The 25,081-nt window shown below is 39.6% G+C and carries 23 protein-coding genes; 16 read left to right on the top strand and 7 right to left on the bottom strand.

Going from position 1 to position 25,081, the window contains the following annotated elements; translation table 11 throughout:
• Nucleotides 1-27 precede the first annotated feature (27 nt).
• On the top strand, nt 28-378 hold the full coding sequence (locus MHH44_RS16320; RefSeq protein WP_008406042.1) for a hypothetical protein: 351 nt from the start codon (nt 28-30) through the stop codon (nt 376-378).
• Nucleotides 379-439: 61 nt separating this feature from the next.
• Here the strand turns inward: MHH44_RS16320 and MHH44_RS16315 are convergent, their stop codons facing one another.
• The 4 genes from MHH44_RS16315 to MHH44_RS16300 form a co-directional block, all read right to left on the bottom strand.
• Nucleotides 440-970, bottom strand: coding sequence for a hypothetical protein (locus tag MHH44_RS16315; protein WP_340799041.1), 531 nt, complete (start codon nt 968-970; stop codon nt 440-442).
• A gap of 377 nt (nt 971-1,347) precedes the next feature.
• On the bottom strand, nt 1,348-3,000 hold the full coding sequence (locus MHH44_RS16310) for an acyl-CoA dehydrogenase family protein (protein WP_340799040.1): 1,653 nt from the start codon (nt 2,998-3,000) through the stop codon (nt 1,348-1,350).
• Entirely contained in the window at nt 2,981-4,492 is a 1,512-nt protein-coding gene (locus tag MHH44_RS16305) for a class I adenylate-forming enzyme family protein (protein ID WP_340799039.1), read from the bottom strand. Before MHH44_RS16305 ends, MHH44_RS16310 begins: the two co-directional genes overlap by 20 nt.
• The gene (locus MHH44_RS16300; RefSeq protein WP_065216902.1) at nt 4,489-4,872 is read right to left on the bottom strand and encodes a MerR family transcriptional regulator; all 384 of its coding nucleotides are present in this window, start codon (nt 4,870-4,872) and stop codon (nt 4,489-4,491) included. Before MHH44_RS16300 ends, MHH44_RS16305 begins: the two co-directional genes overlap by 4 nt.
• Before the next feature lie 266 nt (nt 4,873-5,138).
• Between MHH44_RS16300 and MHH44_RS16295 the strand changes: the two genes are divergently transcribed.
• The 13 genes from MHH44_RS16295 (at nt 5,139) to MHH44_RS16235 (ending at nt 19,869) form a co-directional block, all read left to right on the top strand.
• Nucleotides 5,139-6,143, top strand: coding sequence for a TAXI family TRAP transporter solute-binding subunit (locus tag MHH44_RS16295; RefSeq protein ID WP_008406034.1), 1,005 nt, complete (start codon nt 5,139-5,141; stop codon nt 6,141-6,143).
• 23 nt (nt 6,144-6,166) lie between these two features.
• Complete coding sequence (locus MHH44_RS16290; RefSeq protein ID WP_340799036.1) at nt 6,167-8,152, top strand: TRAP transporter permease; 1,986 nt, start codon at nt 6,167-6,169, stop codon at nt 8,150-8,152.
• A gap of 10 nt (nt 8,153-8,162) precedes the next feature.
• Nucleotides 8,163-8,864, top strand: a complete 702-nt coding sequence (locus tag MHH44_RS16285) for a FadR/GntR family transcriptional regulator (protein ID WP_008406032.1) — start codon at nt 8,163-8,165, stop codon at nt 8,862-8,864.
• A 57-nt stretch (nt 8,865-8,921) separates the two neighbouring features.
• Complete coding sequence (locus tag MHH44_RS16280) at nt 8,922-10,328, top strand: FAD-binding oxidoreductase (RefSeq protein WP_340799035.1); 1,407 nt, start codon at nt 8,922-8,924, stop codon at nt 10,326-10,328.
• Entirely contained in the window at nt 10,321-11,610 is a 1,290-nt protein-coding gene (locus MHH44_RS16275; RefSeq protein WP_340799034.1) for a (Fe-S)-binding protein, read from the top strand. Before MHH44_RS16280 ends, MHH44_RS16275 begins: the two co-directional genes overlap by 8 nt.
• Before the next feature lie 12 nt (nt 11,611-11,622).
• Nucleotides 11,623-12,822, top strand: a complete 1,200-nt coding sequence (gene lhgO, locus MHH44_RS16270) for an L-2-hydroxyglutarate oxidase (RefSeq protein ID WP_065216904.1) — start codon at nt 11,623-11,625, stop codon at nt 12,820-12,822.
• 245 nt (nt 12,823-13,067) lie between these two features.
• On the top strand, nt 13,068-14,129 hold the full coding sequence (locus MHH44_RS16265; protein ID WP_340799033.1) for an iron-siderophore ABC transporter substrate-binding protein: 1,062 nt from the start codon (nt 13,068-13,070) through the stop codon (nt 14,127-14,129).
• 40 nt (nt 14,130-14,169) lie between these two features.
• On the top strand, nt 14,170-15,165 hold the full coding sequence (locus MHH44_RS16260) for a FecCD family ABC transporter permease (RefSeq protein WP_445683043.1): 996 nt from the start codon (nt 14,170-14,172) through the stop codon (nt 15,163-15,165).
• Nucleotides 15,162-16,193, top strand: coding sequence for a FecCD family ABC transporter permease (locus MHH44_RS16255; protein WP_340799031.1), 1,032 nt, complete (start codon nt 15,162-15,164; stop codon nt 16,191-16,193). Before MHH44_RS16260 ends, MHH44_RS16255 begins: the two co-directional genes overlap by 4 nt.
• On the top strand, nt 16,193-17,008 hold the full coding sequence (locus MHH44_RS16250) for an ABC transporter ATP-binding protein (RefSeq protein ID WP_065216907.1): 816 nt from the start codon (nt 16,193-16,195) through the stop codon (nt 17,006-17,008). Before MHH44_RS16255 ends, MHH44_RS16250 begins: the two co-directional genes overlap by 1 nt.
• 81 nt (nt 17,009-17,089) lie before the next feature.
• On the top strand, nt 17,090-18,142 hold the full coding sequence (locus MHH44_RS16245) for an NAD(P)/FAD-dependent oxidoreductase (RefSeq protein ID WP_340799030.1): 1,053 nt from the start codon (nt 17,090-17,092) through the stop codon (nt 18,140-18,142).
• A 148-nt stretch (nt 18,143-18,290) separates the two neighbouring features.
• Entirely contained in the window at nt 18,291-19,310 is a 1,020-nt protein-coding gene (locus MHH44_RS16240) for a hypothetical protein (protein WP_339262860.1), read from the top strand.
• 58 nt (nt 19,311-19,368) lie between these two features.
• Complete coding sequence (locus MHH44_RS16235) at nt 19,369-19,869, top strand: GNAT family N-acetyltransferase (RefSeq protein ID WP_014823003.1); 501 nt, start codon at nt 19,369-19,371, stop codon at nt 19,867-19,869.
• A 49-nt stretch (nt 19,870-19,918) separates the two neighbouring features.
• On the opposite strand, the gene MHH44_RS16230 is transcribed toward MHH44_RS16235, so the two are convergent.
• The 3 genes from MHH44_RS16230 to MHH44_RS16220 all read right to left on the bottom strand — a co-directional run bounded on the left by MHH44_RS16230 (nt 19,919) and on the right by MHH44_RS16220 (nt 23,891).
• Nucleotides 19,919-21,640: an ABC transporter permease gene (locus tag MHH44_RS16230; protein WP_014823004.1), complete on the bottom strand. Its 1,722-nt coding sequence runs from the start codon at nt 21,638-21,640 to the stop codon at nt 19,919-19,921.
• Between the two features lie 15 nt (nt 21,641-21,655).
• Nucleotides 21,656-22,726 carry an ABC transporter ATP-binding protein gene (locus MHH44_RS16225; protein ID WP_340799029.1) on the bottom strand — a complete coding sequence of 357 codons (1,071 nt, stop codon included), beginning with the start codon at nt 22,724-22,726 and terminating at the stop codon, nt 21,656-21,658.
• Between the two features lie 73 nt (nt 22,727-22,799).
• Nucleotides 22,800-23,891 (bottom strand): extracellular solute-binding protein, encoded by a 1,092-nt coding sequence (locus MHH44_RS16220; RefSeq protein WP_008406017.1) that lies wholly within the window; start codon nt 23,889-23,891, stop codon nt 22,800-22,802.
• Between the two features lie 353 nt (nt 23,892-24,244).
• Between MHH44_RS16220 and MHH44_RS16215 the strand changes: the two genes are divergently transcribed.
• Nucleotides 24,245-24,646 carry a pyridoxamine 5'-phosphate oxidase family protein gene (locus MHH44_RS16215; RefSeq protein WP_340799027.1) on the top strand — a complete coding sequence of 134 codons (402 nt, stop codon included), beginning with the start codon at nt 24,245-24,247 and terminating at the stop codon, nt 24,644-24,646.
• Nucleotides 24,647-24,659: 13 nt separating this feature from the next.
• Nucleotides 24,660-25,064: a pyridoxamine 5'-phosphate oxidase family protein gene (locus MHH44_RS16210; RefSeq protein ID WP_340799026.1), complete on the top strand. Its 405-nt coding sequence runs from the start codon at nt 24,660-24,662 to the stop codon at nt 25,062-25,064.
• Nucleotides 25,065-25,081 lie beyond the last annotated feature (17 nt).

The raw sequence follows: 25,081 nt of genomic DNA, 5'->3' as shown, positions 1-25,081 counted from the left end.
CATATAGAGCGGAGTTGGAGGCTTATTATGACAAATACAGTAGACGAACTATTAGAATCGCTCGTGGCAGCGACAATAAATAATGAAGTGAAGTGGAGTAAAGGTACGGAAGCGCTGGAAGATGTTTTGGAAGAAGTATACGGCAACACGGAAAAGCTTTATTTCTTCTTTGATGAAGAAGAAGGTTCAAACATCGTATTAGCAACGTATCAATATTACGAAGGTGAAGTAGAAGCCGATGAATTTTTAAAAGAAGGCATGAGCCTATTTGTCATCGATGCAGATGATTTTGAGATTTTAAATGAAGTAACAGATGAAGATGCAGACGATGCAAAGTTATTTCCTGCTTTAATGGAAGCGATTGAAGAAGCGAAGTAAACTTTAAAGATAAAACGGGTGTGGACAGTGTTTTTATATGGTTCACACCCTTATTTTTTATTTATACGAGCTCAAACACTATGCCTTCAGGATAAATGCCAATATAGGTCTCTTCATCATTTAAATAGGCAATTTCCGCTCCATCAATTACTTGATGTTCGGTTAGTATTGTTAAGATTGATCTCAGTGCTAATCCTAAATCTACAACGAGGCAGAACGTAATGCCGGCACCATACCCGATTTCGGAGCCATAAAGCTCGCCGTTTCCAGTTTCGTGCAAAATATCATCTAATAAATCCTCCACGAACAGGCTTCTTTCTTCCGCTTCTTCAAACTGCTCTTCCTGTTCATAACGGTATTGAACAGCAATTTTAATTAAAGAACCGGGATCTACATATTCATAACCTTGATTGACCTTCTCTGCTGCCAGTTTTTCCATGGCGCGTTTAGAACTTTGAAAAAATCCTAACGGCAGTTCCTCCTCCTGACCTTGCTCACCTAATGTCCCGGATAATATATGAATCTGCTTATTCATTTTCCAGGCTTGCCAAAATTGTGTGTCGCCGTTCATTTTCTTTAATAATCGAATCATTTTCCATCCTCCATATCCTATCTAAAATCTCATACCCATTAAACTATGTAACTAGACAACAGAAAGTTAAAAAAAGGAATCTTTTTTTCTCGCACTTTTTTTTAATAGAACAATTGAACACGATTTCAGAAAAACTCAACCCGATATTGGAAAGTCTGGAGGTGATATTAGAACAAACCGATTCCTTATTAGAACAACTGGAGAATAAATTTGAAAATCGCAACTTTATTAGAACAAATAAAATGATTTTAGAACTTCTGTAACTATAGAATACCCGGCCAAACTCTAGTGCACCCCGGCGCAAATCCCGGGCAACATAATTCAGCCCAACAAAAAACGCCCGGTAACTACTCAACCAAGGCGTTCCACTCAACCAATCAATAACCGCTATTCAACAATTTAAACCCTTTCACCGCTAACGGCACTTCACCAAAGGGCTTTTGATCAAATTGTTCTTCGATATAAATTTCCGCCAGCATCTGCTCGCGTTCACCGGCCGATTCAGCATGCTTTACTGCGACAACTGCTTCGTATAGACGAGCAAGCTGTTGCATCAGCGGTTTTGCTTCGAGCGTTTGCATTGCCGGATCTAGTGTGACAAACACTGCAAAACGCTGCTCCACGACAGAGGCAAGCTGCTGCAAATACGGATGGCTCGTTTGCTGTAGTTCATGAAGGAACGTAATATGCGCATTTTTTTGCACAAGGCGAATGAGCTCGTGTGCCAATATGTTCGCAGTTCCTTCCCAAACGGTTAATACCTGGGCATCCCGAAGTAAACGGGGGAGTACGAAATCCTCGATATAGCCATTGCCGCCATGTAGCTCAATTGCTTCATGGGTAAATTCAATCGCCCATTCTGCCGTTTCCTTTTTTACTAACGCAATTAACAGGCGGACGATTTGCTGTTCGTCTTCAGATGCATTACCGCCGATAACCTCATCATAGCGCGATACTAAATCAAATAACGCGACAAGTGATGCATGCCATTTTGCGTGCAATGCGCCTAATGAATGCTGCACCATCGGAAACTCGGCAACGGTCTGTCCAAAAGAGATACGTCCGTTTGTATAATGGACTGCTTCATCAAGGGCACGTTTCATAATGCCAACCGATGCTGCAGCATTGCAAATACGTGATAAGTTCAGTGCTTCGAGCATATAGTAAATCCCTTTAGACGGATCCCCGACAACATATGCTTTCGCACCGTTAAATTCAACTTCACCTGATGGTACCGCTTTTACGCCAAGCTTATCTTTCAAACGGCGGATTGTAATGTGATTAAGCTCACCATTGTCTTCACGCCACGGTACAGCAAACAATGTTAAGCCTTTCGAGCCTTGCTTGGAATTGGTCGTTTGGCGTGCAAGTACCATTGCCACTCCGCACATACCCGCATTCGACGCAAAGTACTTTTCACCGTATAAACGCCATTCCCCTTGATCCAATCGCGCTTCCACTACATTCGCACCGACATCAGATCCACCTTGACGTTCTGTTAAAAACGTAGCCCCTTCAAATAACTCCGTATCCCTTGTTGCACAGATGTGCGGCATAAACTTTTGTTTCAGCTCTTCTGATGCATAGTGCTCCAATAAATACGCAGTCGCCATCGTCAATGTAACAGGACAGTAAAAGCCGGGCTCAGTTTGCGACAATAAATAACCTTGTGCAAAGCTGTATACATAATTGCCTTTATGACCTAATTCCGGAATGTCTTTATGCACATAGCCGACAATTCCTGTTGCATAAGTTTCGGCAACCGTTTGTTTATAACCTTCGTTTACAATGACTTCACTTACTTCATCGCCGTATGCATTATAGCGGCGTAATCTCGGTTCACCTTCACGGTCTGTCACTTTGGCACGGGCATCAATTGGTCCTGCACAAAGCGCACCGAATGCTGTCAGCTGCTCATCGGCATAACGGTAAAAAGACGGAGAAAGCTTTTGCTGTAGTAGCTGATGCAATGTTTGATCAAACTCATAAAAATTTTGGTTTTTTTCATGTTTATTGGCTAACACTTGCATTTGCTTCACCTCTTAGCTGTTGTTTTAATATTTTCCCGGAAGCATTGCGCGGAAGTGCTTCAACTTGTTCATAAATTTTCGGTATTTTAAACGCGGCAAGTCTATTTTCTAAATGCTCTCGAATTTCCTGCTCGGAAACAGGGACTTTCGCACAGTAAACCGCTTTTACTGTTTCCCCCCATTCAGGATGCGGCACGCCGAACACCGCTACTTCAAAAATAGCGTCATGCTGCAGTAGTTGATCTTCAATTTCTTTCGGATAAATATTGACGCCGCCGGAAATAATTACATCTTTTTTACGGTCAACAATGTAAATATAGCCTTCCTCGTCAATGCGGGCTAAATCGCCTGAACGTACCCAGCCATCGATGAAAATATTCTTAGTTTCATCCGGGTTTTTATAGTACTCTTTCATATTACCTTCACCATATAAAATGATTTCACCAATTTCACCTGGAGCAACATTTTCATTGAGTGAATTAATAACACGCAGCTCTGTTCCAAATGGTGCACGCTTTCCGATACTGCCTGCTTTATGAGGATGGTCGGCTGCGTGTAGAATCGATCCGCTCGGACCCGCTTCCGTTAAACCGTACACACATACTAAATTGTCGGTATTGAACTGCTGTTGAATATAGACGACTTCTTTTTCAGACAGCGGTGCCCCTCCGTAAACCCACCATTCCATTGACGAAAGGTCCGCGTTTGCGATGCGCGGTGAGCCAGCAGTTAAAAGATAGGCAACAGGTGCCCCGAAGAAATGTGTCGTTTTGTATTTTTCTACTGTATCTATTAATAAGTCAGGCGTAAACGTTGGTGTGAGTACAGCGGTAGCCCCGACTAAAACAGCTGTAACTAAAAATAAATTCAATGGAGCAGAATGAGTTAACGGCATCATAATCAGCATTCGGCTTTCAGGTTTTACTTCCATTTCAATGGCAATCATATGTGATACAGCAAGTACATTGCGGTTTGTCAGTAAAACACCTTTTGGATTGCCGGTTGTGCCCGAAGTATAAAGTAAAGTAGAAAGATCATCTTCCACTAAATTACAGCAAACAACCTCATTACCTTCAGCCTCGAATTGATTGAAGCTTTGCCAATCATGAATGACAGGACCTGTTTTTACTTTCAGACCGTTGAACATAATCGTAGCAGCCTGTTCGAAAATCAGCTCATGTACAAAGATCGCCTTTGCATCACTATGATTGAGCACATATTCAATTTCACGCGTGACAAACTTGGCATTGATCGGGACTACAACTGCACCAATACGCTGAATGGCAAAGTAAAGTGCGACAAACTCTTTCACGTTCGGCATGAAAATCCCGACTTTATCACCTTTAACAATTCCGTTTGCGCGCAATGAGCCGGCGATTTTATTTACTTGTTCATCCAATTGTTGATACGTCGTTTCCTGACCGAGACTAATGACAGCAATTTGATTCGGATACTTTCTTGCATGACGAGCTAACAGATTAGAAATATTCATGATTGGTCCTCCAATAATAGAATTAGTTTTTCCCGAAAAATAGCTTCCGTCCTTTCGATATCTTGACGGATTTCATACAATTCTTGAATCTTCTGGTCAATTTCCTTTAACTTTTGCTGACCGTATTCGATTGTACGCTCCAACTGTTTAATACCAGTACGATCAAGGTCAAAAAGTAAAATCATTTCCTTGATTTCTTCCATAGAAAAGCCATACTTTTTTCCGCGGATAATTAACTTAATCTTTGCCTCCTCTCGTTTGGAATAGTGGCGCATTCCATTATGAGGTCGTGTCGGTTTCAAAATCCCGAGTTCTTCATAGTAGCGCAATGTTCTCGTTGTGAGTGCGTATTCTTTAGCGATCGTTTTAATGGATTTCATATAAGGCACCCCCATTGGCAAAAGTATACCATTTACGTTAACGTCAATTTAAAGAGAAATAAAGAATAAAAGAGAAAAAATGTTTATTAAAGACAGGAATGGGTTTTTGCTTTAGAAAGGTGTCCTTTAAATATAAATAATATTTACTAACTACTAGGCAAAATTGGGTAAATTTAAAATTCTGAATATTTAGTATTGATAATATAATATTCTACTTGTAAACTTGTCATACAAGCTTAAAACTTTTCATAAACGGGGGGAATGAAATGAAAAAGTCTCTTATATTATTTTTGGTAGCGCTAACATTAGTGTTGTCAGGGTGTATTGAACGACGTGAATTCATAACAATTGCAACTGCATCAGCAGGGGGAACTTATTATCCAATTGGGGTTGGACTAGGAAATTTATGGACTGAAATCTTAGTTGAAGACAATGTTAAGGGGACAGGTCAATCATCAGCAGGATCAGTAGAAAATATCCAGCTATTAAAAAATGAAGAAGCAAAAGTAGCGATCCTTCAAGGGTTGATAGGTGCGCAGGCATATGAAGGGCGTGGAGGAAACTTTGAAGGACGACCTTATAAGGATTTACGTTCAATCTCCATGCTTTGGTCAAATGTTGAGCACTTCGTATTAATGGATAAGGAAATAGACACAGGAACGATTTCAGATATTGACGGGAAATCATTCTCTGTAGGCCCGCAAGCATCCGGAACGGAGCAATCAACAATCGTTATTATGGAAGGACTTGGTTTAACGAAAAAAGACATCACGCCCGAATATTTAGGGTATGATGACACCATTTCAGCGATGCGCGACGGGCGATTAGATGGAGGATCTTTACCGGCAGGTGTACCGGTTTCATCAATAATGGATATGGCTGCGTCAGGTGTTAAAGCATCTGTTCTTGATGTCACAGATGAACAGCTTGATAGCATTAACAGTATTTTTAATACATGGTTCCGTTTTGTTATTCCGGCAGGTACGTACACTGGAATTGATAAAGAAATTAACACGATTGCTCAGCCAAACTTTTTAGCAACAACAGCAGAAATGGATGCGGATCTTGTTTATAAGTTAACGAAGGCGATTTATGAAAATTTAGATAAAGTACATCAAATCCATAATTCAGCGACTGAAATTCAATTAGAATCGGCATTAAATGGTCTTCCAACACCACTTCATATCGGAGCATACAAATATTTTGTGGAGGCTGGCTTAGACATACCGGAACATTTAGTTCCACCTGAAGCAGCAGAAGGTCAACAATAAGAATCCATTATGGGGGTGTAATGATGATTTTTAAGAAAAAAGTAGAAGAGTTCGATGTAGCAGAGACACTAGAAAACGATAAAGAAGCTGGTGGAGCAATACGTACGTTTACAGGTAAGACTGGCTTTATTATTTCAGCACTATTGTTTGCACTGGCATTCTTCTCGGTATACGTAAACAGTTTAATGAATATCCAGGAAATATACCGTAATGCCATCTTCCTGACATTTATTTTAGTACTGACATTTTTACTTTATCCAGCAACTAAAAAATCGAGTAAAACAAAAATCACAGTTGTAGATTATATATGGGCGGCATTTGGTTTTGCTGGGGGAGCTTACATTCTATTAAATTACTCAAATATTCATAATGTAAAATTCTCAGAGCCAACCTTTATTGATTATGTATTTGCATTCATTACAATTGTTGTATTACTTGAAGTTTCACGGCGTACGATTGGCTTATTTATTCCAATATTATCTGCAATTGCTTTATTCTTTGCACTTTTTGGTCCGTGGTTTCCAGGAATGTTTGGACATGCAGGGTTTAGCTTCGAACGTTTACTATACCGTTTATACATGACAACTGAAGGTATATTCGGAATGACCTTCTCGATTGCGACGACCTATATTGTAATATTCATTTTATTTGGTGCTTTTTTAAATGCGAGTGGAGCAACACGTCTGTTTAATGACTTAGCATTATCCATAGCAGGCCAACGACGCGGTGGCCCTGCCCAAGTAGCTGTATTATCTTCAGCATTAACAGGAATGTTAAGCGGATCGGCTGTAGCGAACGTTGCCACTACAGGAACATTTACAATTCCTTTAATGAAAAGTATTGGTTTAAAACCACGCTTTGCTGCAGCTGTTGAAGCAACTGCCTCAACAGGTGGGATGATTATGCCTCCAATAATGGGAGCTGCTGCATTCATTATGGCTGGTTTCTTAGGTGTAGGGTACAACGTCATTGTTTTGGCAGCAATTATACCAGCAATTCTTTACTACGCTTCACTCATAATTGCCATTGATCTTGAAGCGAAAAAGCAAGGATTAAAAGGGATTAGTAAAGATAATATACCAGATGTTATCGAAGTGATTAAAGCGCGCGGAGTGTTAATTTTACCGATTGTTATTGTTATTGTGACTTTAATGACAGGTTTCACAGCACTATTAGCTGGTTTCTCAGGGATTTTCGCTTGTATTGTAGCAAGCTGGTTAACGAAAGACAAAGAATTCCGTATTGGAATTAAATCAATTGTAAACGCATTAATTGAGGGTGCACGAGGTTCGATCCAAGTAGCGGTAGCCTGTGCAACAGTAGGGATTATCATTGCTGTAATTACGATGACAGGTTTAGGTTCAACTCTTGCCTACAACATTATTCAAATTTCGGGGAATAATTTAGCAATTATTTTAATCTTAGTCATGGTGACTAGTATTGTTTTAAGTATGGGCTTACCATCAACGGCTTTATATATTGTCGTTGCAGTAGCCGCTGCGCCAGCCCTAATTGAAGCTGGTGTTAATCCGATTGCAGCACATTTCTTTGTATTCTGGTTCGGTGCACTTTCAAATATTACACCACCTGTAGCACTAGCCTCCTATACAGCGGCAGGTATAGCAAGAGCCGATGCGATGCAAACATCTTGGACAGCGGTAAAACTCTGTTTACCAGGATTCCTATTACCGTTCATGATTGTATACAACCCGGCTCTTGTCATGCAGACAGATGCAACAGGTATAGATGCAATATTTCAAATAGCATTTGCATTTACAACATCCATTTTAGGTGTATTTGCATTATCAACAGCAGTATTTAATTTCTTTACGACAGGTATGAATATGATGGAGCGTATGCTAATGGGGATTGCGTCAATTCTGCTTATTATTCCGGAATTAATTACAAGTGCAATCGGACTAGCCCTTATTATAATAGTATTAACAATTCATATTCCACGCGGTAAAAAGGCGAATGCCCAAGTTAATAATTTATCTGTTGAAAGATAGGAGTTTTCATATGCAAGTAGAACGTAGAAAAGTTGCGGATCAAGTTTTAGATTTCTTAATCGAGATGATGCGTACTGGTGAATTACAAAAGAATACAATATTACCTACTGAAAACGAGTTAGCAACTCGCTTTGGTGTAAGTAGAGCACCGATTCGAGAAGCATTGAAAGTACTTGAAGTGGCAGGTGCAATCGAAAGCAGACAAGGTGGAAGAAGTTTAGTTAAAGAAGTATCTTTAGCTGAATTACTCGATCCTGTTCGCTTCCAGCTTATTCATAAAAAACAAGTGCTCGATTTGTTGGAATTTCGAATCATTATAGAGAGTGAAGCGGCTGCTCTTGCTGCCGAACGGCGGACAGAAGACGAGCTGATTGAGATTCAAAACTTAGTTGAGCACTTCCAGAATTTAATGAAAGACAACCAGGCGATTGGTCATGAAGAAGATTATCAGTTCCATCAATTCATTATGAAAGCGAGTAAAAATGATTTTATATCTGGAACAATTAGCAACTTAAGTGATCTGCATCTACGTGCTTTAAAGTTTTCATTATCCCATAATTTAGGATGGGACAAGAAACGTCAAGAAGTCGCAAAGGAGCATATGCTAATTGCTCAAGCGATCGCAAAGAAAGATTGCGAAGGCGCTAGACAAGCAATGCGAGAACATTTAATCAATGCACGCCAAAAAATTCTCAACTTACCGGAAGAGTAACGTTTCAATTACGTTCTCTATCGCGGTCAGAAGTTAACGGACAGTGGAGGGAACGAGATGAATCAAATCCTACAGCTTTTAAAACAAAACATTCAAGATGATGCACGCATATTTACTGAAAAGGCAGATTTAGTAAGCTATTCTTTTGATGCTTCATTCGGTTCATACATGCCTGAATACGTTGTGCAGCCTTTAACAACAGAAGAAGTAGCCGCTGTTATAAAGCTGGCGAATACTCATAAGGTTCCTGTCTATCCACGCGGACAAGGGACAAGCTTAAGCGGCGGTCCTTTGCCGGTTCGTGGGGGGATTGTGCTTGACCTCTCCCGATGGACATCGAAATTAGAAATTGATGCAGAAAATATGTTGGCAATAGTATCACCTGGGGTTACAGCACAAGCTATTAATGATGCTGCATTGCTACATGGCCTAATTTATCCTCCTGATCCGAGCAGTATGAATATTGCAACAATCGGGGGTAACTTAGCTGAAAATTCTGGAGGACCAAAAGGATTAAAATATGGTGTAACAAAAGATTACGTAATTGGCTTGGAAGTTGTTACGCCTGAAGGAAATGTCATTCGGACTGGTGGTAAAACGATGAAAAATGTAACTGGCTACGACTTAACAAAACTTATTGTTGGTTCTGAAGGAACGTTGGGTGTCATTACAGAGGCCATTTTACGCTTATACCCAAAGCCAGAAGCAACGGAAACATTGATGGCGCAGTTTGATGACATTGTCGATGCAGGTCGAGCAATATCCAGTATTTTAAGTGCGGGGATTATTCCGGCAAAACTTGAAATCATGGATAAAGCCTCAGTAGAAGCAGTTGAAGCGTATCGTCCATCAGGGCTGCCGACTAATATTGATGCGCTAATTTTGATTGAATTAGATGGCCATCCCGAGGCAATTAAAGATGAAATTAAACGAGTAAATGATGTTTGTATTAAAGAAAACGCCCGTGCAGTTCAAATTGCGCAAACAAAAGAAGAAGCAGCCCAACTATGGCAAGCAAGGAAACTTGTATCCCCGGCAATTGTACGTCTGAAGCCGACAAAGATTTCTGAAGATGCAACAGTACCACGTAGCAAAATTCCGGAAATGTTTCAACGTTTAAAAGAAATACGTGAAAAATATAATGTTGATCTAGTGGTGTTTGGTCATGCAGGCGATGGGAATTTACATCCGAATATAATTGCTGATGAGCGTGATGCAGAAGAGATGAGGCGTGTTGAAAAGGCAGTAGAGGAAATTTTCCGTACAGCCATTGAACTGGGTGGTACATTATCGGGAGAACATGGAATCGGTACATTAAAGGCACCATTTATGGAGATGGAGCTCGGGGCAGTTGGAGTCGATATGATGAAACGGATTAAACAAGCTTGGGACCCAAAAGATATTTTAAACCCAGGGAAAATATTCCCGGAACCAAATCAAAGGTTTGTGTTAACAAATGACTGAACTTGCATATCAAGAGACGCTCAGCTGTGTTCAATGTGGTTATTGTCTTCCAACCTGCCCAACGTATGTAACATTCCAAAAAGAAACCCATTCACCACGTGGCCGTATAAATTTAGTCAAAATGGCTGCAGAAGGGAAAATTACGTATGACGAAATATCCGATTCAATTGACTTATGTTTAGGTTGCCGTGCATGTGAAACAGTATGTCCCACAAATGTGCAATACGGAAAAATTTTGGAGTCGGCAATTGAAGTATTAACAGTTCATAAAGAACAACAAATGAAAAATCGTATGAAAACGGTGAAATCACTATTGTTCAATCAAGTTGTACCGAATAAAAATATTCAAAAAGTCCTTGGTACTGGTTTAGCCATATATCAACAAACTGGTATACAAAAAGTTGCACAAAAAACAAAAATATTAAACATTTTACCGGAAAATCTCCATTCTTTTGAAACGATACTACCAACCATTGAAGGACCTATTAAACGAAATAAAAGAAAAACACATTATGCTGTACAATCTCAAAAGCCAGTGTTTAAAGTAGGTTTTTTCGTTGGCTGTATTATGGATACGATGTTTTCATCGATTAATACACTTAGCATGAAGTTATTGCAGCAAGCAGGCTGTGATGTGACCGTTATTAAAGAACAAGGTTGTTGTGGTGCACTTCATCAACATAGCGGTTTAACAGATAAGACACGTCAATTAGCAAAACGAAATATTGAAGCATTTGAACAGTATGATTTTGATTTCGTAGTAAATAGTATCGGTGGCTGTGGTGCTATGTTAGGGGAATACCCTCATCTTTTAGCAACTGAGGCTGATTGGGTAAAACGCGCAATTGAATTTTCCGAAAAATCTGTAGATATTAGCGTTATTTTAAGTAAGTTACCGCTACCATTTAAGAAAAATTTGCCTTATGTAATTACTTATCAACCGTCTTGTCATATGACAAACGTACAAAAACGTGTAAATGAACCACTTCATATGATAAACAGTATTCCTGGTATTGAACTAATGCCATTGCCTGATGCTCATATGTGTTGCGGATCTGCAGGGATATATAACATCATTCGTTATAACCATTCTATGAAAATACTAGATGAAAAGATGAAGCATGTGAAGTTATTACAACAGCGACCAAATGTGATAGTTACGACAAACCCAGGTTGTCATTTACAAATGAAGTTAGGTGTAGAGCGTGAAGGGTTAGCTGAAACAGTTCGAGTTGTGCATCTTGTCGAGCTGTTAGCTGAAGCATGCGGCATAGAAGCGTAAGGGGGAAAATAGATGTTAGAAGTAGTTATTATTGGTGGAGGGATTGTTGGCTTATCTGTGGGTCTAGCTTTAACGGAACGCTTCCCGGATAAAAAAGTAGTCATTTTAGAAAAGGAGAATTCGGTATCGAAGCATCAAACCGGCAATAATAGTGGTGTCATCCATTCAGGCATTTATTATAAACCTGGTAGCTTTAAGGCACGTTTCGCAAAGCAAGGTAGTCAGTCGATGGTGGCCTTTTGTAAAGAGCATGGCATTGAATACGACATTTGCGGGAAAGTTATTGTAGCAACTGAGCAACACGAACTACCACTATTACAAAACTTATACGAGCGCGGTATACAAAACGAGCTTGAAATTGAAATGTTAAATGCGGAACAACTTAAAGAAATTGAGCCGCATGTAGCAGGTCTTGGAGCCATTCGAGTTCCACAAGCCGGGATTGTCAACTACCAGCAAGTGTCTGAAAAAATCCGGGAGTTAATAGAAGCAAACGGTGGCGAAATTCGTTGCGGCGAAGAAGTGAAATCTATTAATGAGCATGAAAATGGAGTGTCAATTGAAACTTCAAAAGGTACAGTTGAAACAAAAGTAATGATTAACTGTGCAGGACTTCAAAGTGACCGGATTGCAAAAATGACAGGATATTTTGCCGATTTAAAAATCGTACCTTTCCGTGGAGAATACTATAAGCTAAAAGAAAGCAGCCGTAGTTTAGTCAATCATTTAATCTATCCTGTACCAAACCCGGACTTTCCGTTTTTAGGTGTACACTATACACGCATGATTGGCGGGGAAGTCGAAGCTGGTCCAAATGCTGTTCTAAGCTTTAAAAGAGAAGGCTATAAAAAAACAGATATTAACTTATTTGATATCGCCGAGACGTTAACATACAAAGGGTTTTGGAAGTTAGCCGGGAAAAATATGAAAGAAGGATTAAATGAGATGGCTCGTTCATATAGCAAAGGGCTATTCGTAAAAAGTTTACAAAAGCTTATTCCAGAAATCCAAGCAGATGATTTAGAACCAGGAGGAGCAGGAGTACGGGCTCAAGCTTTAAAAAGTGATGGCTCAATGGTAGATGACTTTTATTTCATTCCGGGTAAGCGCAGCATTCACGTGCTAAACGCCCCTTCACCAGCAGCAACTGCATCCCTTGAAATCGGGAAGGAAATAGTCGCTCGATTTGAGAAAAAATTTGAAACTGTTTAATATTGAAAATTATAAACTACCGAAAGCAAAGGTTTAAAAATGCTCTCGGTAGTTTTTTGTAATAACGTAGTAATTGGTAAACCAAAATAGCGCTATAGGCTACAAAGCATTTTAAAACCCTCCTATATAAAAAATAATACTCAATAAGTAACAAATCTCATTGACAATCATTATCAAATAGCTTTATTATTCTAATTAGCGATAATGATAATTATTATCAATCAATTTTAAGGGGCGTTAATTAGATGAAAACGAAAAAGTTCTATTCTTTAATGGCAATGCTTTTCGTAACAATAGGCTTACTAGTTGTTGCGGGTTGCTCAGATAAAGAAACAAGTACAGATGAGAATTCAAATGAAACAACAGGCTCTTCGAATTCTGAAGATTCAGCAACGCAATATCCAATCGTAATCAAACATGCATTAGGCGAAACAGTAATTGAAGAAAAACCGGAGCGTGTAGCAACGGTTGCATGGGCAAACCATGATGTGGCACTTGCTCTAGGTGTAGTACCAGTAGGTTTCTCAGCAGCAAACTACGGAGTGCAGGATGAAAGCGGTATGCTTCCATGGACAGCAGAAAAATTAAAAGAGCTTGGTGAAGAAAATCCGAACATCTACCAAGATACAGATGGCATAGATTTTGAAGCGATTTCAGATTCAAATCCGGATGTTATTTTAGCAGCATATTCAGGTCTTACACAAGAAGAGTATGATACATTAAGCGAGATTGCACCAGTCGTTGCATATCCGGAAACTCCATGGGTTATTACATGGCGTGACCAAATCCTATTCAATGCAAAAGGTATGGGTATGGAAGAAGAAGGTAAACAATTAATCGCTGATACAGAAAAATTAATTCAAGATAAAGCAAACGAATTCCCTGAAATCAAAGGTAAAAAAGCGGCGTTCGGTATGTTTAACGCTACAGATTTATCGAAGTTCTATATTTATACACCAGCTGACCCACGTGGTGAATTACTGGAAGAGCTAGGTATGGAATATCCGGAAAGCATTAAAGCGCAAGTTCAGGATGAAAGCAGCTTCTATATCGAGTTAAGTGCAGAAAATGCAGATGCTTTAAACGATGCTGAAATTTTGATTGCCTATGGTGATGACAACACATTAAAAGTACTTCAGGCAGATCCGATTTTAGGCAAAGTGCCTGCAATCAAAAATGGTACGGTTTTAATTATTCCTGACAACACACCACTTGCTGCAGCAGGAAACCCGAACCCATTATCAATTCAGTACACAATTGATGAATACGTATCACTAATTTCGGAAGTTGCGAAAAAGTTAAAGTAATATGAAAAGTCCATCCGTTTTAGAAAAGAAGCAAATTATAATGCCGCGTAATTTTATAAAAGTATTATTGCTTTTAACGATTTTACTCGGACTATGTATACTTGCATCACTTATATTTGGTTCGCGGATGATTAGCTGGACAGATCTTCTGAATGGGTTATTCCGTTCAGAAGCTCAGTCTCATGAAGCGAACGTAGTAAGACAGCGTGTGGTACGAACGATTTTCTGTTTATTATGCGGCGCAGCATTAGGTGTTTCCGGAGCGCTTATGCAATCGGTTACACGTAACCCTATTGCAGATCCAAGTATATTAGGTGTAAATACAGGGGCATCCCTTTTTGTCGTTTGTGGTATTGCTTTTTTGAATATCAGTTCTGCAAATCAGTATATTTGGCTTGCGATAGCGGGAGCTTTTATTACCGCTATTTTTGTATTTGGAATCGGTTCAATGGGAAGAGGCGGGGCGACACCATTAAAGCTCGTTTTGGCAGGTGCAGCTACGAGCGCTATTTTATCTTCACTGGTCGTTGCCATTATGATTCCGCGAACGAATGTAATGGATCAGTTCAGATTTTGGCAAGTAGGAAGTGTCGGGTCAGGAAGCTGGGATACAATCACTTTATTTATTCCATTTATCGCGGTAGGACTATTCATTGCCTTTTTTACAGCGCCGGCATTAAATGCATTGGCATTAGGTGATGATGTCGCGACAGGGCTAGGGGTTCGCACAGGTACTGTAAGAATTGTAGCGGCATTAGGTGGCGTATTATTATGTGGTGCTGCGACTGCTTTGGCAGGTCCAATCGGCTTTATTGGTTTATTAGCTACACATATCGTACGTCTCGTAGTAGGTCCTGATCTACGTTATATTATTCCGATGTCAGCATTGTCGGGGGCGGTTATTTTAACCTTTTCCGATGTGATCGGAAGGCTTCTTGGCAGTCCAAGTGAGCTCGAAGTTGGAATTGTGACGGCCTTTATAGGTGCGCCGATTTTAATTTTAATTACGATGAAAGCGAAAATGCGTGCAATATGATGAATGAAACGATGAAGATGATTAAAACGTCAAGATTAAAAAGAAAACGCCGGTTTATATTGATGACTTCCTTGATGGCAATCATTTCGCTCGTACTTTGCGGTTTGATGCTTATGCTTGGCAACACGATTTATCCGGTGCAAGATGTCATAAAGGTTTTACTAGGTGAACAAGTGAAGGGAGCATCCTTTGCGGTCAATACAATTCGTTTCCCGAGAATGGTAGCCGGTTTGTTTGCAGGCTTTGCATTTGGTGTCGGGGGTTACATATTCCAGACAATGCTGCGCAACCCGCTTGCAAACCCAAATGTAATCGGAATTACAACAGGTTCAAGTGCTGCGGCAGTATTTTGTATCATTGTATTAAATGCAAGCAATACTGTCGTATCCATCGCAGCTGTAATCGGAGGGCTTGCAACAGCTATCTTTATCTATCTGCTGGCGAAAGGCACATCCTTTTCGATTGGTCGACTAATTTTAATCGGTATCGGCATTCAGGCGATGCTGACTGCCTTTATCAACTATTTAATGCTCATCGGGGATACACATGATATTCCGGCTGCAATGAGATGGCTGAGCGGTAGTTTAAACGGTGCTAAATTAACGAACTTATACCCGTTAATCCTTGTCGTGTGTATTTGCACACCGATTTTAATTTATTTTGCGAAGCGTCTGGAAATGCTTGAACTTGGTGAACAGGCGGCAACGTCTCTAGGCGTCAATACAAACCAAACGAGAGTCATCCTTATTATTACGTCGGTGCTCATGATTGCATTGGCGACTGCTGCAACGGGTCCGATTGCCTTTATTTCCTTTTTGGCAGGTCCCATTGCAAAAAAATTGGTCGGTGTCGGATTTTCAGGTCTTATTCCTGCGGGTTTAATCGGGGTCATTTTAGTATTGGCAGCAGATCTTATCGGACAGTTTGCTTTTGAGACACGCTATCCGGTAGGGGTCATTACAGGGATAATCGGTGCACCATACTTAATTTATTTATTAATCCGAATTAATCGGAAAGGAGATTTATGATGAAATCGACACATACATTCCAAACGGAAAATCTTGTTGCAGGCTATGACAACAAAGCGATTTTACACGGTGTAAGTCTAGCGATTCCTAGCAACAAAATCAGCATTATTATCGGTTCGAATGGCTGTGGAAAATCGACACTTTTAAAAACGATGGCACGATTAATCAAGCCAATCTCCGGCCAAGTATTGTTGGATGATAAATCGATTAACAAAATCCCGCCGAAGCAGCTTGCACGTGTTTTAGGACTTCTTCCGCAATCACCGATCGTACCGGAAGGCATCACGGTAGCCGATTTAGTTGGCCGGGGCCGATTTCCTCATCAGAGCTTGTTAAAGGGCTGGTCAACAGAGGATTATGATGCAGTTGCGGAAGCGATGGAAATGATGAATATTACCGAACTTGCAGACAGTCATATCGATGAGCTGTCAGGAGGGCAGAGACAACGTGTATGGATTGCCATGGCACTTGCACAGCAAACCGATATTTTGTTTCTAGATGAACCGACAACCTACTTGGATATTACGTACCAAGTGGAGATTTTGGACTTGCTGACGGATTTAAACCGTAAGCATGGTACGACAATTGTAATGGTACTCCATGATATTAATTTATCCGCCCGCTATGCCGACTATATTTTTGCTTTACATAAAGGTCGACTTGTTTCGGAGGGAACACCAGCACACGTGATTACGAGTGAATTAATCAAAGATATATTTAATCTAAACTGTGTGGTCACACAAGATCCTGTTTCGGATTCGCCTTCTGTTGTACCAATCGGAAGACACCATTCGAAATCCGGAATGCTCGTTTAGCTGCAACTTAGTCAATGGAATCCGGCTGCAATTTCGCGAAAAGTGTAATTGACCGATAATGAAAAGAATGGAGTGTTTCGAATGAACGATATTTATGATGTAACGATAATTGGCGGTGGTCCAAGTGGATTATACAGTGCGTTCTATGCAGGGTTGAGAGATTTAAAAACAAAAATCATTGAATTTCAGCCTACGCTTGGCGGTAAGCTGCATGTTTATCCTGAAAAAATCATTTGGGATATTGGCGGCATGCCTGCAACTCCTGCGCAGCAAGTCATTGAAAATCTGGTTAAACAAGGACTGACATTTAAGCCGACCGTATGTCTAAATACGAAAGTTGATTTCATTACAAAAAAAGATGATTTATTTGTAATTGAGACAAGTTCAGGCGAAAAACACTATTCGAAAAAGGTCGTAGTTGCAGTAGGTGGCGGTATTATTAGTCCGATCAAATTGCATATTGAAGGTGCTGAAAAGTATGAAGTATCGAACTTGCATTATACAATTCGGGGCATTCAAAGCTTTAAGGACAAGTCACTGTTAATTTCAGGCGGCGGTAACTCGGCAATTGACTGGGCGAAGGATCTGATCGGCATTGCCAAGCAGATTACAGTTATCTATCGAGGTGAAAAGCTATCTGCACACGAAGCCCAAATCCGACATTTGCAGGATAATGGGGTTCCCATCATTACAAATACGCAAATTAAAACACTTGTGGCTAATGACACAAAGACTAAAATAGAAGAAGTCATTTTGGAAAATGTCGTAACAAAGGAAACAACCAAAATAGTTGTGGATGATGTACTTGTAAATCATGGCTATGACCGGGATTCTTCGTTTTCTTTTGATGAGGCACTAGCTCCGGAAAAAGATTCGGATTATGACTATTATTATTTAACCAACGGAAAAGGATTGACATCTGTTGACGGTATTTATGCAGTAGGCGATATTTCCAAGTACGACAACAAAGTATATTTAATTACAGGTACATTCCAGGATGCCGTCAATGCAATTAATGCAATCAAGTTAAGCCTGGAACCTACAGCAGATCAGTATGCAAAAGTTTCTTCGCATAACGAAGTGTTCGAAAAGCGTAACAGGGAACTGATGAAGGATATCCTTGTGAATGGCTAGTACCAATAACGATTAATTAAAATAAATCCAAACGTAGAAGTTTATGTGAACTTCTGCGTTTTTTAATGAGGGAAAGGTAACATTAGATTATAATGGAAGTACCAGATTTATGGGAATTTATGTAATGCATTTAAGGAAGGGGATTGCGATGGTTTTCCAAAGAGTATTTGATTATAAATGGCTCCTGATTGCTTGTATCATTTTAATGGGTAATATGATTGTTTATCAGTTATCGTTTGTTTCCACACTTTCAGATGGGCAAGCGCGTGGGATGGTGATCGGTTCGCTAATTGACTGTGCAGTTGTGGCACCAGCGCTTCTTTTGCTGCAAAAGGGCAAATGGACAGTCCAAAATTTCGTTGTCTTTATCGCTGCCGGTATTTTATTTGCTCGACTAGTAATCCCTGATGGATTGATGGAACCTTTCCGTTATTTAACACTTTCTGCAATCGCTGTAGAAGCTGGGTTGGTTCTTATAGAATTATTCATTTTATTTATTTTTATCAAATATTTACCAAGCATTATTCGGGCGGTTAAATTAGAGCAGGAGCAACTTATTTTTGCGTTTCCTCGAATCGTAGCGGAGAAAGTGAAAGATAACATTCTCATTAGGGTACTTTGCTCAGAAATGCTAGTTTTTTATTATGCGTTTTGCAGTTGGAAGAAAAAACAGCCTACCGGATTTTCCGTTTACAAAAATACGATGTATGTACCTTTTTTAGTAATGATTTTTCATGCGGCATTGTTTGAAGGAATCGCATTTCATTGGTTCTTTCATGATCGGCTACCAATTTTAGCTTGGGGCCATACAGTTCTATCACTTTATGGACTCGTATTCTTACTTGCAGATTTTCGTGCATTAACGCTAAATCCAGTTCGTATTGAAAACGGAAATCTATATCTATCCAATGGCTTATTGAAACAAACAAAAATTGATGTGACTAATATTGCACACCTTCATAAGTCGATAGAAGAAGATAAAAATGTCTATCATTTTAAAGTATTAGGTAATACAGATGAACAGCCCGCTTTTGTAATTGAAATGAAGCAATTGCAATCAATCCAATTAGTTGGCGGATATGAAAAAAAGGCAAAATATATTGGGGTTTATGCCGATGCGCCAGCCCTATTACGTAGCGAAATAGAATTAGCGATACTAGCGAAATAGTGTAAAAGATTAAGAAACGGGGTATATAATAAGGGACGTAAATTTAAGAGGTGAAAAGATGAATATTAGAATATTAGGTTATAAAGATGCGGAACAATATCATAAAGTCAGATTGCATGGACTTTTAAATTATCCAACATTTTTTAGCTCGTCTTATGAACATGAGAATAATTATACGGTTCCGGAAATTGAACAACGACTTCGCCCGCAAGCCGATAAATTTACACTTGGGGCATTTAAAGAGAGCCAACTGATCGCAATTGCGACATTTAAAAGGGAAACAAACGCAAAATTAAATCATAAAGGCTTTCTTGTAGGTATGTATGTTATGCCAGAAGAAAGAGAGAAGGGCGTTGCGCGTGCCTTGGTAGAGGAGTTGCTGCGTCTATTAAGAGAAAACGAGGGTCTTGAACAGCTGCATCTAACAGTGGAATCAACGAATGAACGGGCAATTGCCCTTTATGAATCTTTAGGATTTAAGCAATATGCATTGGAACGACATGCATTGAAAGTTGACGGTAACTATTATGATGAAGTTTGGATGGTTAAAGAGCTATAGCAATAAAGAAAAAAGTAAAAGCAGTTTTTATGCTTTTACTTTTTTTTTGCTATATTGCGCTTCCTGCAGAACCTTTCGATAATCGTTCTGAAATAATCAGTACAATCAGGATTAAAATAATCTGCAGCACACCATACGCGCACGCCGTCCCAAACTTGAAGGCATACAACTTTTGGAAAATTGCAACCGACAATGGAATAGTCGACGTATTATAAATTAAAATCGATGCGACGAATTCCCCTATACTTTGGACAAAAGCCAACAATGTCCCGGCAAGAACGCCGGATAAAGTTAGGGGAATGACAATTCTTCTGAATGTGTACCACCATGATGCCCCTAAACTCCGGGAAGCTTCTTCTACAGACTGGTCCAGCTGCATGAGGGATGCTGATGTTGACCTGAAGACAAGCGGCAAATGCCGGATAAAGTACGCAAGCGGTAAAATCCAGAATGAACCAATTAATACTTGGTTGAATGTAAACGCACTTTCAGTTGAGAAGGCCGCGATTAAGTTGACGGCTACAACTGTACCTGGCAATGCCCACGGAATCGTAATTAAAATATCGAGCGCTGTTTTCCCCTTGAAACTAAGTCTGACCATAGCATATGCTGCAGCAACACCGAATATAATATTGCCGACTGTTGCGATGAAGCCCATCTGCAGCGAGTTCCAAATTGGACGCCATGTCCGCTCATCGGTAAAGAGCGCTTTGTAATGGTCGAGTGTATATTCCGTCGGTAAAATTTGAATTGTCCAAGCACCATCTTTAGAAAACGAAATTAAAATCAGCACCAAAATTGGCAGGATTAAAATTAATGTACCGATGAATGACAGTGTGACCGCTAAATATTTTAAAGGCTTTGAGCTCACTTCAGAGCGGTGAACACTTATGCCTTTACTTAAATTTTGATAATTACGTCGGTTTTGGTACCAACGCATAATAAGTAAAAAGGTGATAGATACGAACGATAAAATGGTTGACTGTGTTGCCGCCATATCCAGATTGCCGTTTGTCCGTGATAAGTAAATTTGCATCGTCATCGTACGTTCAACCCCGAACATGAGCGGCGCGGTATAGGATGCCATCGACACCATGAAAACGAGCAGGGAAGATGCGATTAAAGAAGGGGTAAGCATCGGCAAAATAATCTTCCGCCAAACACGGATCCGGCTTGCACCCAGGCTTGTTGCGGCTTCTTCCAGAGAAGGATCAAGCCCTTTAATTGCGGCAGAAGCAGTTAAATAAAAGTACGTATACATCGTAAACGTATGAACAACAATAACACCCCAAATCCCTTTCAATGCAAACGGTACATCTTCCAATTGAAACATCTGCTGAAATAAGCGCGGGAAAATGCCGCTTTCGCCATATAAAAATGTAAAGGATAACACCCCGACTAACGGGGGCAATGCCATCGGGACAAGTACTAAAATGGAAAGCAGCCTACGACCCGGGAAATCATAGCGCTCCAGTAAAAAGGCCATCATTACCCCGACAACAGCACAGCATATAACACTAATAATCGATATATAAAAGCTGTTCCAAAGTGCCTCTAAATTGGCTGTACTTTCCAAACTGAAAAACTTCTGATAGTTTGCTAGCTGATTGTCGCCTGCAAAACTTTGAATAAATGTTGAGTAAAATGGATAAATGACATAGGCAAATAAAATTAAAAACAGCGGGGAGATGAGAATATAGACAAAATAGCGTGATTGTGTAAGACGAGACCACCAACTCGCTTCGTATGTGTCAACGGATTTTTTGCTCATTGTGTGCCTCCTCTCTTATTCTCCTAGAAAATAAATATTTTGTTTAGGGATATGTAATTCAATCATATCGCCAGCTTGCAGTATTGCAGTACCCCGACTGATTATCATTGCTTTTAATGTTGTGTCATTCCATTTAATAAAGTAATTTACGCTGACTCCAGTAAATTCAATCAGCTCAACGATACCTGTAACGGTGTTTTCACCAGGACCATTTTCAAATGCTTCAGGACGGATTGATACATAAATTTCGTCACCGGTTGATACTTGAAGACCCGGTGCCAAGTTTTCTGTCAGGCCTTGGAGTTCAAGTTCTTTCTCATTTGTAACAGTAATAATATTGTCCTCAATCGATTGAACTTTCATTGTAAGCAAGTTTGTTTCTCCGATAAAAGTAGCGACGAAGCGGTTGTTTGGACGGTGGTATATTTCCTGTGGTGTACCAATTTGTTTAACGACACCATGCTCCATTACCATAATCCGATCCGACATTGCCATTGCTTCAGTCTGGTCATGGGTAACGTAGATTGTCGTCACACCCAGCTCTGACTGAATTCGTTTAATTTCAATGCGTGTTTCCTCACGCAGCTTTGCATCCAAATTGGATAATGGCTCATCCAGCAGCAAGATATCAGGTTCAATAACAAGTGCTCGTGCCAAAGCAACACGCTGCTGTTGTCCACCTGATAACTCATTAATCTTACGTGTGCCATATGGTCCTAAATGAACGAGCTCGCGTATTCGGTCAACCTTTTCTTTAATTGTTTTTTTATCATATTTCCGGATTTCCAGACCGAATGCGATATTTTCATTGACGGTCATATGCGGGAAGAGTGCATAGTTTTGAAACACCATTCCGATATTACGTTTATTAGGCTGCAATGTTGTGACATCCTGATTGTCAAAATAAATCTTTCCTTTAGAAGGGTAGTAAAATCCGGCGATCATCCGTAATGTAGTTGTCTTGCCACATCCACTAGGACCTAAAAATGTAAAAAACTCACCCGATTTTATATCCAACTCTAAATCTTTGACACTTACGATATCACCGAATTTTTTTGAAACGTCGTTAATATGAACAGCTTTCATCCAATCCAACTCCCTTCACACCGACAAATTATGAAAAGAAAGACCTCTTAATTCAGAGGTCAGTCTATAACTACTATTTACCTTTACCTTTAATGTTTGTATCCCAATACTCCATCCATTCCGCTTCTTTATCGGCCATAACTTGCCAATCGATCTCCAAAGATTTCAAATCCAGCTCTTTATACCAGTCCGGCATAGCATCCGCTGCAATATCAGTACGTGTTGGAATTTGGTAATACTCTTTTGAAAGCTCAATCATTGTCTCCTGATCGAACAGGAATTCCATAAATAATTTCGCATTTTCTTCGTTTTTCGCATTGTTTACAATACCGACTGCATCGACTAAAATCGGTGCACCACTTTCCGGATAAATAAAGTCAAACGTGTAATCCGTTGTATGTTTTTTCAGTAAAATATCCTGCAAGTTCCATAATGAAATCGAACCTTCTTGACGTGCCAGTTTCAAATACAATGCATTAGGATCCTGCGTATATTCTTTCGTGTTCGCATCCAGTTGCTTCAACCATTCATAGCCTTTTGACGGATCATCAGCACCTTGACGGAAAATCATAGAAGAATAAATTGTCCGCATCGTTCCTGAAGCAAGGACACCGCGAATTAAAATCTCATCTTTCCACTTCGGATCAAGTAAATCGTCCCAATCCTGAGGTCCTTCTTCTGGTGACATGACATCACTATTAATCATAATGACTTCAGGTAATAGCATTTCACCGACCCATCGATTTTGTTCATCTTTATGAAGAGGGTCAATAGCATCGATAAATGAAGGATCCCACTGTAAAAGTAAATCTTCATTTGCGGCAACCATCATCGCAGCTTGTGTACCACCCCACCAAAAATCCCCTTGTGGATTGGCTTTTTCACCACGGACACGCTCTAAAATTTGCTGGGCACCCATTGTCATATATTCCACTTCAATATCCGGGTAACGCTCATTAAATTTTTCAATAACACCCTGTACCATGTTTTCATCACGCCCTGTGTAAATGACGAGCTTGCCGGAAGCATTTTCTTCTGTTGTACCTTCTGTCGTGCCGCTATCGCCTTGCGTTGACTCATTTGTCGTCTCTTCGGCGTCGCTACACGCAGCCAAAACTAATAAAAGAGTTGTGAGAATAAGAGAAAGCCAAGTAAATCTTTTCATCCAATGTCCTCCTTACATATAGTTTTTCTTTATCATGCAGAATAAAGGATATCTATTCCAATTTCATTTTATCTACAAATTTTTTAATATTCAAACAAATATCCCTATATCTTATAATTTTTTACAGATTAGTAATTAAAATAAATGAGTTTTTACGTGGTCATTTTTAAAACGAGGAAAAGCGAGAGGACTATAAGCTGCGTTGAATATGAAGAAAGTTGTTTTATTTAAATTTATTAGGGGAATTATAAAAGCATCAGCACATCAGCAATTTTGCAAAATGGCTTCTATCAAGTTGGACGTGCTTCTCATCTCACGAATAATGGAACTTAATTTACCGGAGGAGTGAAAATATGAGTAATAAAGAAATTGCATTACAAATTTTAAATGAAAACAGTATTGGCGTTATGGCCACAAATAATAACGGTGTGCCTAATTCGCGCTACATGACATTTCACTATGTTGAATCAAAACTGTATACCGTGGCAAAGGAAGATTCCGATGTCGTCCGTGAAATTAAGGAATATGGCGGTACCCATATTTTATTAGGCTATGAAAGCGATGGCATACTTGAAACATTTTTAGAAATCGAAGGCAATGCAGCGACAACATTAAATGATGTTGTGAAGCAGCAGCTGCTTGTAAAATATTCAGAGCATGCGGACGGAAACTTTGTGCTCATTCAAGTTACGCCGACAAGAATGAGAATTATGAATAAAAACGGAAAAAACCAGGAAGAAATTCAACTATACTAAGGGAGGCATCGTAATGGAAACATTAAAGGAAAAAGTACTTTCAATTATTAAAGATCATAAAATTGGAACAATGGCTACATTAAACGGACGGCACCCTTATGTTCGTTACATGACATTTACAAATGAAGACTTCACACTATATGCGACAACAACAGAGGATTCCCAAAAAGTGTACGATTTAAATGAAAATCCCTACACTCATATTTTACTGGGCTATACTAAGGAAGATCTTGATGCCCCATATTTAGAAATTACAGCAAAACTAAGCGAAGTAAAAGATGATACATTAAAGCTGAAAATTACAAACTTCTTTAAAGACATTTTTACTTCAGAAGACGGGGATATGGTGACACTTCAATTCGATCCAATCACAATCAAATTAATGAATGATGGCGAACCGCAGGAACTGAAGCTGTAACGTGTTATTTATTTAAT

The sequence above is a fragment of the Solibacillus sp. FSL K6-1126 genome (genome assembly GCF_038003445.1).
Taxonomy (GTDB): Bacteria; Bacillota; Bacilli; order Bacillales_A; family Planococcaceae; genus Solibacillus; species Solibacillus silvestris.
Note: the sequence above shows the minus strand (reverse complement) of the source record. Positions and strands in the feature narration are given on the sequence as shown.